Here is a 14,879-nt window from a genome sequence, read left to right on the forward strand (position 1 = left end):
AACGGGGGATTCGTGACCTTGGGTAACGAGCCTGTCGGAGGCCACAGCCTGGTCGCGGCAGACGGAACGACGCTGGACGTCGACCTGCGGACCGACATTCCGCACCCGGCGCGGGTCTACGACTACATCCTCGGCGGGACGGAGAACTTCCCGGCGGACCGGGCCGCGGCCGGAGAATTCAGCAGAAGCCTGCCGAACCTGCCGACGTCCATGCGGGCGAACCGGAACTTCATGGCCCGGATGGCCCGCACCCTGGCCGCCGAGCACGGCATCCGGCAGTTCCTCGACATCGGCTCCGGGCTGCCGACCGCGCCGAACCTGCACGAGGTCGTCCAGCAGGTCGCCCCGGAATCGCGGGTCGTCTACGTCGACAACGATCCCATCGTGCTGGTGCACGCCCGGGCCCTGCTCACCAGCACTCCCGAGGGCCGCACCGCCTATCTGGACGCCGATCTGAGCAGGCCGGACGAGATCCTCGGGTCCGACCAGCTGCAGGAGACGCTCGACCTGAGCCGGCCGGTGGCGGTCAGCCTCCTCGCGGTCGTGCACTTCATTCCCGACGACGGCGTCGTGCAGAAGGTCATCGACCAGCTCATGGCTCCGCTGCCGTCAGGGAGCATTCTCGCCGTGTCCACGACGACGGCCGACTACTCACCGGAGGAGGTGCACGCGGGCGTCGCCGCCTACCGGGCCAACGGCATCCCGCTGACCGCCCGGGACCGGAAGGGTGTCGAGTCCTTCTTCGCGGGGCTGGAACTCCTGGACCCCGGGGTCACGCTCGTCCACCGCTGGCACCCCGACGCCGATGCGGCGACCTACACCGACAGCCAGGTCTACATGTACGGCGGAATCGCCCGCAAGCCGTAGCCACCCGCACCCCGGACGTCGTCGCTCGGGTGAGCCCGACGTCCGGAGCACATCTCCGAGCCCGGTGGGTCCGAGCCCGGCGGGCGACACGGCGGGCGACAGGGCTCGCTCCCGGCACCCCCGAAGATCTTCGATCGCTTTCTTGACTGGTTCAGGAAAAGGGTGCACCGTACTAGCCATGACGTCGCCCGCGGACCTCCAGCAGCTGCTGCGGGGGGTCGCGCTGCGCGTCACCCGTCCTCGGGTCGCGGTCCTCGGTGCGGTGCACGCGCATCCGCACGCCGACACCGAATCGATCATCTCCGCCGTGCGCGAGGAGCTCCCCGAGGCCTCCCACCAGGCCGTCTACGACTCGCTGCGGGTCCTCACGAACGCGGGCCTCGTCCGGCGCATCCAGCCGGCCGGCTCGGTGGCCCGCTACGAGTCGCGGGTCGGCGACAACCACCACCACGTCGTCTGCCGGTCCTGCGGCGCCGTCTCGGACGTCGACTGCGCCGTCGGTGACGCCCCGTGCCTCACCGCGTCCGACGATCACGGGTTCTCGATCGACGAGGCCGAGGTCGTCTACTGGGGCCTCTGCCCCGCCTGTTCCACCGCCGGCAGCCATCCCTGACCAGGTAGCCGTCTCTGACCAGACAGCCGCCCCTGACCAACAGCAGCGAACCAGCACCGCGCAGGCTCCCAGCCGACAGGCCCCGAACACACCGGACGTCTCTGAAACGCCACGATCATTGTTGATCAACGTGCCCGGAGGGTGCAATGTCCGAGAACACCGCCCACGACAAGGCCGAGGTCTTCCCCACCAACACCGCGAGCAACGAGACCGGTCAGGACAACCAGAGCGAGGCGCGCTGCCCGGTCGCGCACGGGCGCGCCCCGCACCCCACCCAGGGAGGTGGTAACCGCGGCTGGTGGCCGAACCAGCTGAACCTGAGGATTCTCGCCAAGGACCCGGCCGTGGCGAACCCCCTCGGCGCGGACTTCGACTACGCGGCGGCGTTCACCACCCTCGACCTCCCGGCCGTGAAGCAGGACATCGCCCAGGTCCTGACCACCTCGCAGGACTGGTGGCCGGCCGACTTCGGGCACTACGGGCCGTTCGTCATCCGGATGGCGTGGCACGCCGCCGGCACCTACCGGATCAGCGACGGCCGCGGTGGCGCCGGTGCCGGCCAGCAGCGTTTCGCGCCGCTCAACAGCTGGCCGGACAACGCGAACCTGGACAAGGCCCGCCGGCTGCTCTGGCCGGTCAAGAAGAAGTACGGCCAGGCACTTTCCTGGGCCGACCTGCTCGTGCTCGCCGGCAATGTCGCGCTGGAGTCGATGGGCTTCACCACCTTCGGTTTCGCCGGCGGCCGGCCAGATGTCTGGGAGCCCGACGATGACGTCTACTGGGGCCCGGAGCAGACCTGGCTCGGCGACGAGCGCTACACCGGTGACCGGGAGCTCGAGGAGCCGCTCGGCGCGGTCCAGATGGGCCTGATCTACGTCAACCCGGAGGGCCCGAACGGCACGCCCGACCCGCTCGCCGCGGCCCGGGACATCCGCGAGACGTTCCGCCGGATGGCGATGGACGACACCGAGACCGTCGCGCTGATCGCCGGCGGCCACACCTTCGGCAAGACCCACGGCGCGGCGAACCCCGACGAGTACGTCGGCGCCGAGCCCGAGGGCGCCCCGCTGGAGGAGCAGGGCCTCGGCTGGAAGAACAGCTTCGGCACCGGCAGGGGTGGCGACACGATCACCAGCGGTCTTGAGGGCATCTGGACGAACACCCCGGTGACCTGGGACAACAGTTTCTTCGAGATCCTTTTCGGCTACGAGTGGGAGCTGACGCGCAGCCCCGCCGGGGCGTACCAGTGGAAGCCGGCGGACGGTGCGGGCGCCGGAACCGTCCCGGACGCGCACGACCCGTCCCGGACCCACGCGCCGACGATGCTGACGACGGACCTGGCGCTGCGCGCCGACCCCGTATACGAGCCGATCTCGCGGCGCTTCCTGGAGCACCCGGAGGAGTTCGCCGACGCTTTCGCCCGCGCCTGGTTCAAGCTGACGCACCGTGACATGGGCCCGATCGCGCGCTACCTCGGCCCGGAGGTCCCCGCCGAGACACTGATCTGGCAGGACCCGGTGCCGGCGGTCGACCACGAGCTCGTCACCGCCGAGGACGTCGCCGACCTCAAGGCTCGCGTTCTCGCCTCGGGCCTGCCGGTGTCGCGGCTGGTCGGCGTGGCGTGGGCGTCCGCCTCGACGTTCCGCGGCGGAGACAAGCGCGGCGGTGCGAACGGGGCCCGTGTCCGGCTGGAGCCGCAGCGCGGGTGGGAGGTGAACGAGCCCGACGAGCTCGCCGCCGTCCTGCGCACGCTGACGGGCATCCAGGAGGGCTTCAACGCAGCCCGGACCGGCGGCCGGCGGATCTCGCTCGCCGACCTGATCGTGCTCGCCGGTGCCGCCGCCGTCGAGCAGGCCGCCCGCAGCGCCGGTGTCGAGATCGAGGTGCCGTTCACACCAGGCCGGACGGACGCCTCGCAGGAGCAGACGGACGTCGAGTCGTTCGTCCCGCTGGAGCCGACCGTGGACGGGTTCCGCAACTACGTCGGCAAGGGCAGCCGGCTGCCGGCCGAGTTCCTCCTCGTCGACCGGGCGAACCTGCTGACCCTGAGTGCGCCGGAGCTGACGGTGCTCGTCGGTGGCCTGCGCGTCCTCGGCGCGAACTACCAGCAGTCACCGCTCGGTGTCCTCACCGCCGCCCCGGGGACCCTGTCGAACGACTTCTTCGTCAACCTCCTCGACCTGGGCACCACCTGGGCGCCCGCGGCGGGCGACGCGGGCGTCTTCGAGGGCCGGGACGCCGCGACCGGCGAACTGCGCTGGACGGCGAGCCGCGTCGACCTCGTCTTCGGGTCGAACTCCGAGCTGCGGGCGCTGGCCGAGGTGTACGCGAGCGACGACGCCCGGGAGAAGTTCGTCCGTGACTTCGTCGCGGCCTGGGCGAAGGTGTCGAACCTCGGCCGGTTCGACCTCGCCCCTGTCGCCACGCCCTGAGCAGGCTCCGAGGGCTCCCCGAGGGGGCAATGGCCCTCGGGGGCCCCTGGCGGAGCCCTCGGACAACCCCTGGTCCGTGCCGCTCGACGGCCACCCGCAGGCAGCGACGCCGGCGGCACGGACCGGCCGAACCTGCACGAGGTCGTCCAGCAGGTCGCCCCGGAATCGCGGGTCGTCTACGTCGACAACGATCCCATCGTGCTGGTGCACGCCCGGGCCCTGCTCACCAGTGCCCCCGAGGGCCGCACCGCCTATCTGGACGCCGACTTCACCGACCCGGGCGCCATCCTGGAATCCGAGCAGCTGCGGGACACCTTCGACCTGCGCCGGCCTGTCGCACTCAGCCTGATCGCGATCGTGCACTTCATTCCCGACGACGGCGTCGTGCAGACCGTCATCGACCAGCTCATGGCTCCGCTCCCACCGGGCAGCATGCTGGCGCTCACCACCACCACGGCGGACTTCACCCCCGACGAGGTGAACGCCGGCGTGGCCTCCTACCGGGCCAACGGCATTCCGCTGACCGCGCGGGACCGGGGCACCGTCGAAGGCTTCTTCAAGGGCCTGGACCTGCTCGACCCGGGTGTCGTGCTCGCCCACCGCTGGCACCCCGACGAGGAGGCGGCCGCGCTGAGCGATCGGCAGGTCTACATGTACAGCGGCGTCGCCCGCAAGCCGTAGCCACCCGCCCCGCGGCGTTCGGCCCGCTCGGCTCGGGCCGTGCCTGTCACCGGACGTCCCGCTAGCGTGCCCTGAGGGACGAATACGGATCGGCGAACGGGAGACGGCTGGATGAGCGAGGTCGCGATCGTCACAGGGGCCGCGGGCGGCATCGGGGAGTCGGTCGCGCGCCAGCTGGCAGCCGGCGGCACGCGCTGTCTCCTCGTCGACCGCAATCCGGCGGTGACGGAGGTCGCCGCCTCCCTCGGCGGCGAGGCGCTCGTCGGTGACCTGACCGACCCCGATCTCTCGCTGCGGATGGTCGCCGCCGCCGGTGACCGGCTGGACCTGCTCGTTCTCAACGCCGGGCACAACTCTGTCGACAAGGATCCGGCGACCATGGACCTCGGCCGCTACCAGGCGGTCGTCGGGGTCAACCAGCACTCCGTGGTGTACGGGCTGCGCGCGGCGCTCCCGGTGATGCGCCGACACGGCAGCGGTTCGATCGTGGTCACCGCCTCGCACGCGGCGCTGCGGGGCGTCGAGCAGGACCCGATCTACACGATGACCAAGCATGCCGTCATCGGCCTGGTCCGGGCGCTGTCCGAGCCGCTCGCGCGGGAGGGGATCAGCCTCTGCGCGGTCTGCCCCGGGCTCGTCGACACCCCGCTGACCGCTCCGGGGCGCGAGCGGTTCCAGGCCGCGGGCATCCCCATGCTGGCCTCGGACGACGTGGGCGCCGCGATCGTCGAGCTGCTGCGCGCCGGCGAGCCGGGTACCGAGCTCGTCCTGACGCCGGGGCGCGCGCCCATGAGGTACGTCCCCACGCCCCTCGACCTGGGCTGATTCCTAAGCTGATCGGTCGAGGCTGCCTCTTCCAGGACGAGACCAACAGGGGAGATCGGGATGAAGGTCGGATTCATCGGTCTGGGCAGTATGGGCCTGCCGATGGCGCAGCGGATCCTGTCCGCGGGCCATGAGCTCACTTTGTACGCCCGCCGGGAAGCCACACTGGCGCCGTTCGCCGGCACGGAGGCCACCGTCGCCTCGACCCCGGCGGCCCTCGGAGCGCAGATCGACGCGGTCGGCGTCTGCGTGTTCGACGCGGCCGGCGTCGAGGAGGTCCTCTTCGGCGCCGACGGCATCGCCACCACCGCCCGCCCCGGCACCGTCGTGCTCGTGCACAGCACCGTCTCGCCCCTGCAGATCCGCGCCATCGCCGCCCGGGCCGGCGAGGCCGGCCTGCGTGTTCTCGACGCCCCGGTGAGCGGCGGCGCTCCGCGCGCCCTCGCCGGTGAGCTGACCGTCATGATCGGAGGCGACGCCGGTGCCCTCGCCGACGTCACCGAGCTGCTGGCGGCGTTCTCGAACCACGTGGTGCACCTCGGCGAGGTCGGCACGGCCTCGGCCGCGAAACTCATCAACAACACGCTGCTCGCCGCCCAGATCGCGCTCGCGGACCAGGCTATGGCGGCCGGGCGCTCCCTCGGTGTCGACCCGGAGGGCCTCGCGTCGGTCCTGCTGACGAGCAGCTCGTCCTGTGTCGGCTCCGGGGTGCGGCTGCGCGCCGGCTCGCTGGCCGCCCTCGCCGGGACGCCCGCCGGGCCCACGCTCGCCAAGGACGTCACCCTGACGGCCGAGATCCTCGCGACAGCCCCGGGCCACGAGATCGTCGATGTCGCACAGCGCCTCGTCACCGCGATCGGGACCGCCGGGAAGAGCTGACCGCGCAGCGGCTCGGCGGCTCCGCCCGACGGCGCCGGGACCAGGGGCAGAGCTCAGGGAACGGCGAGGGCCGACACCGCGTCCGCGACGTCCGGGCCGCTGTTCATGAGGGCGAGCACGGGGGTGGTGATCCCGTGGTCGACGTACCGCTGGAGGCCGGCCCGGCACTGTTCCGCCGTCCCGTGCACGATCAGGTCGTCGACGACCTCGTCCGGGATGGCGGCCAGCGCGCCCCTGCGGTCCCCGGCCTCCCAGGCCGCCCACATGCCCGCCAGGGCCGCCTCGCGGCCGAGCCAGACGTGGAACTGCCGGTACACCGGCACCGTGAGGTAGGCGGCGACCAGCTGCCGCAGCGCCGGGCGGGCCCGCTCCCGGTCACCGTCGTGGACGTACACGAAGATCCGGGCGATCACCTCGGCGTCCGGGCCGTGCTCACGCACGTGCGGGAGGACGGTGTCGCAGTCGTCCGGCGAGAGCCAGTTGAGGATGACGCCGTCGGCCTCGCGGCCGGCGAGCTCCAGCATCCGTGGCCGCAGCGCCGCCACCATGATCTTCGGCGGGGTCGGCGGAGCGATGCCGAGCCGGAAACCGCGCACCGTGAAGGAGGGAAACTCCTCGTTGATCTTCTCACCGGCGAACGCCCGGCGCAGGAAGCGGACGGTGTCCAGCACCCGCTGGTAGGGACGGGTGAACGGGACGGAGTTCCAGTTCGAGACGATCACGTTCGACGAGGTGCCCAGGCCGAGGACGAACCGGCCCGGAGCCGCGGCCGCCAGCGTCGCCGCGGTCTGGGCGAGCAGTGCCGGGCCTCGGGTGTACACCGGGAGGATCGCGCTGCCCAGCCGCAGCCGCGGTTCGGCGGCCGCGAGCGCCAGCGGGATGATCCCGTCCGTCGCGGTCGCCTCGGAGGACCAGACGTCGGTGAACCCGAGGTCCGCGAGGCGCCCGCACCACGCCGGCAGCTCCGGCAGCGGCACGCCCGGCAGCGGGATCGTCATCCCCCAGCGCCCCGCGGCCACCTCCCCGTTCCCGTCTGCCGCCGCGCCGCTCGCCGTCGCCACGGCCTTCGCCGCCGCCGCCGACGCCGCCGCCGCCGACGCCGCCGCTGCGGCCGCTGCGGCCGCCGCCGGTCCGGTCGCCGAGGCGGTCGCGTCCCCGTTCGCGGCCACCGACGCCGTCGCGGCCGGGGTGGCAACCGGGTTGGTGTCCTGTCCGCGGGTAGGTGTGCTGTCCGTCTGCTCGCGCGTCGTCCGAGTCACGGACGCAGTATTGCGGGTACACGCCCGCGCACGCTCGCTCATGGGGACGTCGCCGACACCGAGCGGAGCCGGGTCACCCCGCTTCACCAGGGCGTCTGTCTCTTCTGCCCGAGCCAGGAAAAAGAGCTCCGGGACCACACGGACGGCACGGACGGCACGCGACCGCGTGGAGTCGGCGGGTGGTGGCTCGACCGGACCAGACCGGCTGGCGGCCGCGGATGGCCATGTGTGACCCGTCACTGTTCGGGGCTTGCCCGGGCCGTGCCACGGTCGACTCTCGGGTACACGGTCCAGGTGGACCGCGACCGCCCGTCAGCAGCTCCCACGACGCGACCCACCCACGGCACCATCGGTCACCACCTCGTCACCTGATGTCCGGGTGTCCGGGGCGGACTCCTGGCAAAATATCTCCGTCCGCGGTGTCAGCACCTGGACCAGGCGAGGCAGCCCCGACCACCGGCGTGCCGGCGTTGCCAGGCCCCGCCGAGCGGCAGGCCACAGCCAGGGAGCATTCGTTACCACACGGGTACACAGGTGCACGGACAGCGAGGCCCGCGGGCGTCGCGCAGACAGCAGACCAGGTGAAGGAGGCCCGCGGATGGATGGGCAGGAGCGCGTCGACGCGGCCCGGAACCGCGCGGCGATCCTGGCGGCGGCGGCGACACTGTTCGATCGGGACGGCGCCGAGAGCGTGTCGATGAGCGACATCGCCGAGGCCGCGGGGGTCGGGAAGGGCACCGTCTTCCGGCGGTTCGGTGATCGCACGGCACTGATCGAGGCTGTTCTGATGCCGCGGGTGAACGCGCTGAGCCAGCAGGTCGAGCACGGTGCACCACCGCTGGGCCCCGGCGGCTCCCCCGCGGAGGCCACGCGCGCCTACCTCGACGCGCTGCTCGATTTCGTGGTCGGCAACCGCACGTTGATCCGGGCGCTGGAGAACCGCGGGCCGAACGTCTACTACGCCAACGCGTCGAGCCGGTACTGGATCGCCGAGCTGACCCGGCGCCTCACGGTGGCCCGCCCGGAGGAGGACGCCGACTACCTGGCGCACGTTCTGTTCACCGCACTGCGGGCGGACGTCGTCGACTACCTCATGACCGCGCGGGAGATGCCGCTGCGGCGCATCCGCGCCGGCCTGCACACGCTGGCCGGCGTGGCCTCCCCCGGAACCCCGGCCAGCCGCGAGATCGCCGGTGATCCGGCGCCCGGCAGCCCGACGGCCGGCACCCCGGTGGCCATCGCCCCGGTGGCGGTGGGCGACGGCCAGCCGGCCGGCACCCGGGCAGGCGGATGACGGCTGGCGGGCGGCGGCTGCTCAGGAGCCCTCGCTGACCGGCCCGTTGTCGGAATCCGGGCTGGCGCAGCGGGACGTGTGCGCCGATCAGGCCACGTCGTGGGCGCAGAGCTTCTCCCGCGTGACGGCGAACGCCATGCCGGTCGGGTCGATCTCGACGAACGCGCTGCACTGGAGTGGGGTGGTGGCGTTGGTGCGCAGGTCGATGGGTTCGATCAGGCCGCCCGCGTCGAAGTCGGGCACGTTGCGCAGGGAGCTGATGAAGGACTCCCGGGTGGGGCAGTCGCCGGCAAGCTCGAGACCGCGCAGGAACATGTCGGCGTAGATGTACCCGTACATCGCGAACTGCTGGTCGGGCTGCCCGGTCTCCGGCGCGAACCGGCCCATCGCCTCACGATAGGTCTCGATCGCCGGGCCGCCGCCCTCGAACGGGTGGAAGTACACAGGGAAGGACACGCCGACGAGCTGCTTCCCGAGGCGGCTCAGTGTGCTGCGGTCGTAGCCGCTGAGCGAGACGCTGGCGGCCAGCTCCACCTGGGAGTCATGAACGGCCTGCGAGATCTGCGCGAAGTCGTCCAGAGTGGTGAAACCGACCAGCGAGTCCGCGCCGCTCTCGGTGATCCGCCGCGCGATCTGGCGCGGGCTGTCACTGCCGGACGCGAAGGGAATGATCTCGGCCGTCGGCAGCCCGACCTCCCCGAACGCGGCCGCGTAGCGCCGGGCGAGATCCTGGACGAACTGCGCCGAACCGGTCGTCACGACCGCGACCTTCGACGCGCCGCGGATACCCAGGTAGCGGCCGATGGTCTCGGGTGACACGTCGTAGAGGTGCGAGAACCAGTTCGGGTACTTCGCGAAGTCGGTCTGCGGGAGCCCGACGACCGGTACGCCCTCCCGCGCCAGCCGCTCCGGCGAACCGCCGATGGTGGACGACACCATGAGCAGCCCGAAGACCGACTGCTGCTGGACGAGCTCGGTCGTCATGCGTTCGTTCGCCGTGGGCGAGGAGCCGTCGTCCCGCCAGTCGTAGACGACGGTGCGGCCGTGGATGCCCCCGTTGGCATTGGCCAGACCCAACCGCGCGTCCACCCCGGAGCGGGCGGACGAGAGCGCCGCGCTACCGACGCCCGAGTTGGAGAACACGAATCCCAGGTTCACGTGATCGGCGGTGACGCCCGGCGTGTCGCAGGCGATGTTCGCCTCGGCACCGGCGCCGGGCGTGGAGCAGCTTGTCACGGCAGCCACGGCCAGCGCGACTGCCAGGCCTAACGGTCCGGCGAGGCCGTGTTTACGCATGAAATCCCCTTTGCTGACGCGAACGACATCCATGCCGTCGCAGACCGTAGCGAGCCACGCCCGTCGAGACGCCCATCGCCAACAACAGGTCACGCTTTCCGATGATTCAGTTGATGCCGCAGGATAGTAGCCATCGCGCCCCGAGTGCGCACAAATACTCCTGAGCTGGGAAAACAGGCCACATTCCGGACCAGAACCGCCGCCCGGCCGACCACGACACAACCCAGGACCGACAGCTGGATACTCAAAGGCCCGGTGTGACCAACGACCCACCGGCCGTACACGGACGTCCCCCGATGTGCGTGATACACATAGTTGTACGATACAGCTAACTGTGGGGTGCACATGGTGTCCAGCGAAGTCCCTGGCAGCTCCCGGCCGGTTCCCGACGCAGGCTCCGCGGTCGGGGCGACAGAGGGCGGAGCACGGCGCGTCGAAGTGGTCATCGCCGTCCTGGCCTCGGCGGGCGTCGTCGTCGCGCTGATGCAGACCCTGATGGTCCCGCTGATCCCGGTGCTGCCCCGCCTGCTGGACAGCAGTGCCGCGGACGCCTCCTGGGCCATCACCGCGACCCTGCTGACCGGCGCCGTCGCCAACCCGGTGTTCGGGCGTCTCGGTGATCTCTTCGGCAAGCGGCGGATGCTGCTCGTCGCCGCCTACTGCCTCGCCGCCGGGTCGCTGATCTGCGCGCTGAGCAGCTCGCTGGTGCCGATCGTCGCCGGGCGCGCCCTGCAGGGCCTCGGCCTGCCGATCATCCCGCTGGGCATCAGCATCATGCGGGACCTCCTGCCCCCCAGGCGGCTCATTCCGGCGATGGCCCTGATGAGCTCCTCGCTGGGCATCGGCGGGGCGCTGGGCCTGCCGATCGCGGCGGTCGTGGCGCAGAACTTCGACTGGCACGTGCTGTTCTGGGGGTCCCTGGTCGCGGCCGGCGCCCTCGTCGTCCTGATCACCGTGGTCGTGCCGGAATCCCCCGTCCGGGGGACGGGCACCTTCGATCTGCCCGGCGCGGTGGCGCTCTCCGCCGGCCTGGTGGCCCTGCTGCTCGCGGTGACGAAGGGCGCGGCCTGGGGCTGGGCGAGCGCCACCACCCTGGGGCTGTTCGCGGGCGCCGTCCTGGTCCTGCTGGCCTGGGGCTGGTGGGAGACCCGCACCACAGCCCCCCTGGTCGACCTGCGGACGTCCAGCCGCCGCCCGGTGCTCCTGACCAACATCGCGTCGACGGTGCTGGGCTTCGCGATGTACGCGATGTCGCTGATCAGTCCGCAGCTGCTGCAGCTGCCCCGGGCGACCGGGCACGGCCTCGGCCAGTCGCTGGTCGCCACCGGCCTGTGGATGGCTCCCGGCGGCCTGGTGATGATGGCCATGTCACCGGTCGCCGGCCGGCTGATCGCCGCCCGCGGGCCGAAGGCCGCCCTCATCACCGGCTCCGCGGTGATCACGGCGGGCTACCTGCTGGCACAGGGCCTGCTCGGCACGCCCTGGGGCCTGCTCATCGTCACCGCGGTGATCAGCACCGGCGTCGGTCTCGCGTACGCGGCGATGCCGACCCTGATCATGACGTCGGCGCCGGCGTCCGAGGGCGCGGCCGCCAACGGCCTCAACACCCTGATGCGCTCGATCGGGACGTCCACCGCCAGTGCGGTGATCGGTGTGGTCCTGGCCAACATGACGATCTCCTTCGGCGCGAGCACCGTGCCCTCGCTCACCGGCATGCGGGTCGGGTTCCTGATCGGTGCGGGGGCCGCGCTGGCCGCCTGCCTGCTCGCACTGGCCATTCCCGGACGGGCGGCGCGACCGGTCGGCGCCGTCGTCCCCGACCAGCGTCCGACGTCGACCAGCACGGCCCGCTCGGGAGCGGGTGCGAGCGTCTCCTGACCACCTCGGTTCCGGGGTGCCGGCGGCGGGGCTGCCGGCGCTCGCGGCCGACCGTCGATGCCTTCGAGGCCCCCGACGCCTTCGACGCCTTCGACGCCTTCGACGAGCGGGAAAATAGTTATGCCATCGCCTGAATTCTGATAGGAACAAAGAGGGAAACGAAAATATCACCCTGCGTCGGCAAACAGAAACGCTCAGTGTCGAGTCATGCGGGGCAGCGGATTCCTTCGAGCAGGATGGCGGTGCCCGCATGGACATCGAGGCCGACCGGGGAGCGACCTGGCGCAGCGCGCCCGCCCCGACCGCCGGGCGGGCGTCGTGACGACACCCGAGGTGGCCCGGCCTCTCGCGGGCCTGCGGGTGATCGAGTGTGCGAGCTTCGTCGCCGGGCCCACCGGCGGGATGACCCTCGCCCAGCTCGGTGCCGACGTGATCAGGATCGACCCGGTCGGCGGCGGCAGTGACCACCAGCGCTGGCCCGTCGCCCCGACCGGCGAGAGCTACTACTGGACGTCCCTCAACAAGGCGAAACGCTCCGTCGCGATCGACATGCGCTCCCCCGCGGGCAAGGAGCTGGTGGCAGCCCTGATCACCGCGCCGGGCCCGGAGCAGGGCGTGCTCGTCGACAATGTCGTCGGGCGGCGCTGGATGGCGCACGACGCCCTCGCCGAGCGCCGGGCGGACCTGATCCACGTCCGGGTCCAGGGCTATCCGGACGGCCGGCCGGCCGTCGACTACACGGTCAACGCCGAGGTCGGCCTGCCCGGCATCACCGGTCGCGAGGAGGGCGGCGCGCCGGTCAACCACGTGCTGCCGGCCTGGGACTACATCACCGGCATGAGCGTGTCGACGGCTGTCCTGGCCGCGCTGCGCGACCGTGACCGCACCGGCGCCGGCGCGTTCATCGAGCTGGCCCTCTCCGACGTCGCGCTCGCCGGCGTGGCGAACATGGGCTGGCTGTCCGAGGCCGCCGCCCGCGGAGTGGAGCGGCCCCGGCACGGCAACCACGTCTACGGCAGCTTCGGCGTCGACTTCACCTGCAGCGACGGCAACCGGGTGATGGTGGTCGCGCTCACCGAGGGCCAGTGGGCGGCGCTCTGCTCGGTGACCAAGACCGGCGAGGTGTTCGCGGCGCTGGAGACCGCCCTGGACGCCGACCTCACCCAGGAGGCCGACCGGTACCGGCTGCGCGAGACCATCGCCGCGGTGCTGCGCCCCTGGTTCGCCGCCCGCGACTACGCCCAGGTCGCGGGCGAGCTCGACGCCGCCCGCGTGCTGTGGGGCCGGTACCGGGGCATGGTCGACGTCGTCGCCGCGCACGCCGCGAACCCCCTCCCCGTGCTCGCGGACGTCGAGCTGCCCACCAGGGACCACGCGACGGGACCGGTCACGGCGATCACCGCACGCTCGCCGATGAGGTGGAACGGCCGGTACGGTGCCCCCGGTGCCGCTCCTCGCCTCGGCGAGCACACCGTGCCCGTCCTGGCCGAGGTCCTCGGGCTCGGCGACGCCGAGATCGGGCGGCTGGTCGACAGCGGCGTGATCAGCCGGCCCACGACAGGGTCTGGCGAGCCGGGCCGGTCAGACGGGTCGGGCGAGTCAGACGGGTCGGGCGAGTCGGGCGAGTCGGCGGGAGCGCGCGGATGACGATCGGAGCTGTCGCCGAGGGTCCCTACTTCGACGAGCTGGCCGTCGGGCAGACGTTCCGTTCCGCGCCGGGGGTGACACTCACTCCGGGCCTGGTCGACGTCCACCGTTCCATCGTCGGTGGCCGGCTCGCGCTCGCCCTCGACACCGCGCTGTGCGCCGAGGTCACCGGCGGTGCCGCCCTCGCGCCGCCGAACGTCGTCTGGGACGTCGCCATCGGCCAGTCCACCGTCGTCACCCACCACGTCAAGGCCAACCTCTTCTACCGGGGCCTGGTCTTCCGCCGCACCCCGGCGATGGGCGACACACTGCGGACGTCCACCGAGGTCGTCGCACTGCGGCAGAACAGTGTGCGGCCCGGCCGGCGGCCCACCGGCCTCGCGGTGCTCCGGATCACCACCGTCGACCAGCACGGACGTCCGGTCCTGGACTTCTGGCGCTGCGCGATGCTGCCGCTGCGCGACCCGGAGCGTGCGACCGGTCACCGCGACGACGTCGAGTCCGTCGGCGCCCCGCCGGCCCCGGCGGAGCTTGCCGCCGTCGTCGACGGCTGGGACCTCGCCCGCTTCGCCGCCGCCACCGAGGGCTTCCGCTTCGCCGACCTGAAGGCCGGGCAGAGCTGGCTCGTCGGCGGCGGGGACGTCGTGTCGAGCGCGCCGGAACTGGCCAGGCTCACCCTCAACATCGCGCAGGTCCACCACGACAGCGCCGCCGGCGGCGGACGTCGGCTGGTCTACGGCGGTCACACGATCGGGCTGGCGTTCGCGCAGGTCACACGGGCGCTGCCGGCGCTGGTGACGGTCGCGGGGTGGCACGGGTGCGACCACGTCGGCCCGGTGTACGAGGGCGACACGCTGCGCAGCGAGATCACCGTCGAGGAGCTGAGCCCCCTCCCCGCCTGCGGCGGGCTTGTCAGTCTCCGCTCCCGCGTGCGTGCCGACGGGGACCCTGACCGTGACGTGCTCGACTGGAAGTTCGTGGCAGTCCTGCCCTGACAGCAGGCCCGCAGGGCGCCAGCGTCACCGAGGCGCCGGGGCCGGCCCCGCGCCGGGCGGGCCAGGCACTGATCCTCCGGTTCCGCCCGGCACGAGCCGGCACGTGATCAGGCACTTTGCGCCGGGCGTCCTCATCCCGTCGACATTCCGTCGACGTCATTCACCAGTTGCTACCTCGTGGCGCCGCGGAGTTATCCCACGCCGGTGCGCGGC

General features: G+C 72.1%; 11 protein-coding genes and 1 pseudogene. 10 read left to right on the forward strand and 2 right to left on the reverse strand.

Annotation, left to right across the window (positions count from 1 at the left end; genetic code table 11):
- Nucleotides 1–12: 12 nt before the first annotated feature.
- From B207_RS0113355 to B207_RS0113380, 6 genes are all read left to right on the forward strand, one after another.
- Nucleotides 13–867 (forward strand): SAM-dependent methyltransferase, encoded by an 855-nt coding sequence (locus B207_RS0113355; protein WP_018637050.1) that lies wholly within the window; start codon nt 13–15, stop codon nt 865–867.
- Between the two features lie 178 nt (nt 868–1,045).
- Entirely contained in the window at nt 1,046–1,480 is a 435-nt protein-coding gene (locus B207_RS0113360; RefSeq protein ID WP_018637051.1) for a Fur family transcriptional regulator, read from the forward strand.
- A gap of 146 nt (nt 1,481–1,626) precedes the next feature.
- On the forward strand, nt 1,627–3,912 hold the full coding sequence (gene katG, locus B207_RS0113365) for a catalase/peroxidase HPI (RefSeq protein ID WP_018637052.1): 2,286 nt from the start codon (nt 1,627–1,629) through the stop codon (nt 3,910–3,912).
- A 132-nt stretch (nt 3,913–4,044) separates the two neighbouring features.
- Complete coding sequence (locus B207_RS33770) at nt 4,045–4,593, forward strand: SAM-dependent methyltransferase (protein WP_230205012.1); 549 nt, start codon at nt 4,045–4,047, stop codon at nt 4,591–4,593.
- A gap of 111 nt (nt 4,594–4,704) precedes the next feature.
- A complete protein-coding gene (locus B207_RS0113375) occupies nt 4,705–5,418 on the forward strand; it encodes an SDR family oxidoreductase (protein ID WP_018637054.1) in 714 nt (237 codons plus the stop codon).
- 60 nt (nt 5,419–5,478) lie between these two features.
- Nucleotides 5,479–6,297, forward strand: a complete 819-nt coding sequence (locus B207_RS0113380) for an NAD(P)-dependent oxidoreductase (RefSeq protein ID WP_018637055.1) — start codon at nt 5,479–5,481, stop codon at nt 6,295–6,297.
- A 53-nt stretch (nt 6,298–6,350) separates the two neighbouring features.
- Here the strand turns inward: B207_RS0113380 and B207_RS0113385 are convergent, their stop codons facing one another.
- Nucleotides 6,351–7,295, reverse strand: coding sequence for an LLM class F420-dependent oxidoreductase (locus B207_RS0113385; protein WP_035740607.1), 945 nt, complete (start codon nt 7,293–7,295; stop codon nt 6,351–6,353).
- A gap of 859 nt (nt 7,296–8,154) precedes the next feature.
- Here B207_RS0113385 and B207_RS33775 point away from each other — a divergent pair.
- Nucleotides 8,155–8,712 (forward strand): annotated as a pseudogene (locus B207_RS33775) (TetR/AcrR family transcriptional regulator); the annotation flags it as partial.
- A 225-nt stretch (nt 8,713–8,937) separates the two neighbouring features.
- On the opposite strand, the gene B207_RS0113395 reads toward B207_RS33775, so the two are convergent.
- Nucleotides 8,938–10,146: an ABC transporter substrate-binding protein gene (locus tag B207_RS0113395; RefSeq protein WP_018637058.1), complete on the reverse strand. Its 1,209-nt coding sequence runs from the start codon at nt 10,144–10,146 to the stop codon at nt 8,938–8,940.
- A gap of 345 nt (nt 10,147–10,491) precedes the next feature.
- Between B207_RS0113395 and B207_RS0113400 the strand changes: the two genes are divergently transcribed.
- The 3 genes from B207_RS0113400 (at nt 10,492) to B207_RS0113410 (ending at nt 14,666) form a co-directional block, all read left to right on the forward strand.
- Nucleotides 10,492–12,024, forward strand: a complete 1,533-nt coding sequence (locus tag B207_RS0113400) for an MFS transporter (protein ID WP_051102515.1) — start codon at nt 10,492–10,494, stop codon at nt 12,022–12,024.
- 318 nt (nt 12,025–12,342) lie between these two features.
- Nucleotides 12,343–13,671: a CoA transferase gene (locus B207_RS33780; RefSeq protein WP_230205010.1), complete on the forward strand. Its 1,329-nt coding sequence runs from the start codon at nt 12,343–12,345 to the stop codon at nt 13,669–13,671.
- A complete protein-coding gene (locus B207_RS0113410; protein WP_018637061.1) occupies nt 13,668–14,666 on the forward strand; it encodes a MaoC family dehydratase in 999 nt (332 codons plus the stop codon). Before B207_RS33780 ends, B207_RS0113410 begins: the two co-directional genes overlap by 4 nt.
- The last annotated feature ends 213 nt before the right edge of the window (nt 14,667–14,879 follow it).

Source organism: Parafrankia elaeagni, assembly GCF_000374165.1.
GTDB classification, from domain to species: Bacteria; Actinomycetota; Actinomycetes; order Frankiales; family Frankiaceae; genus Parafrankia; species Parafrankia elaeagni.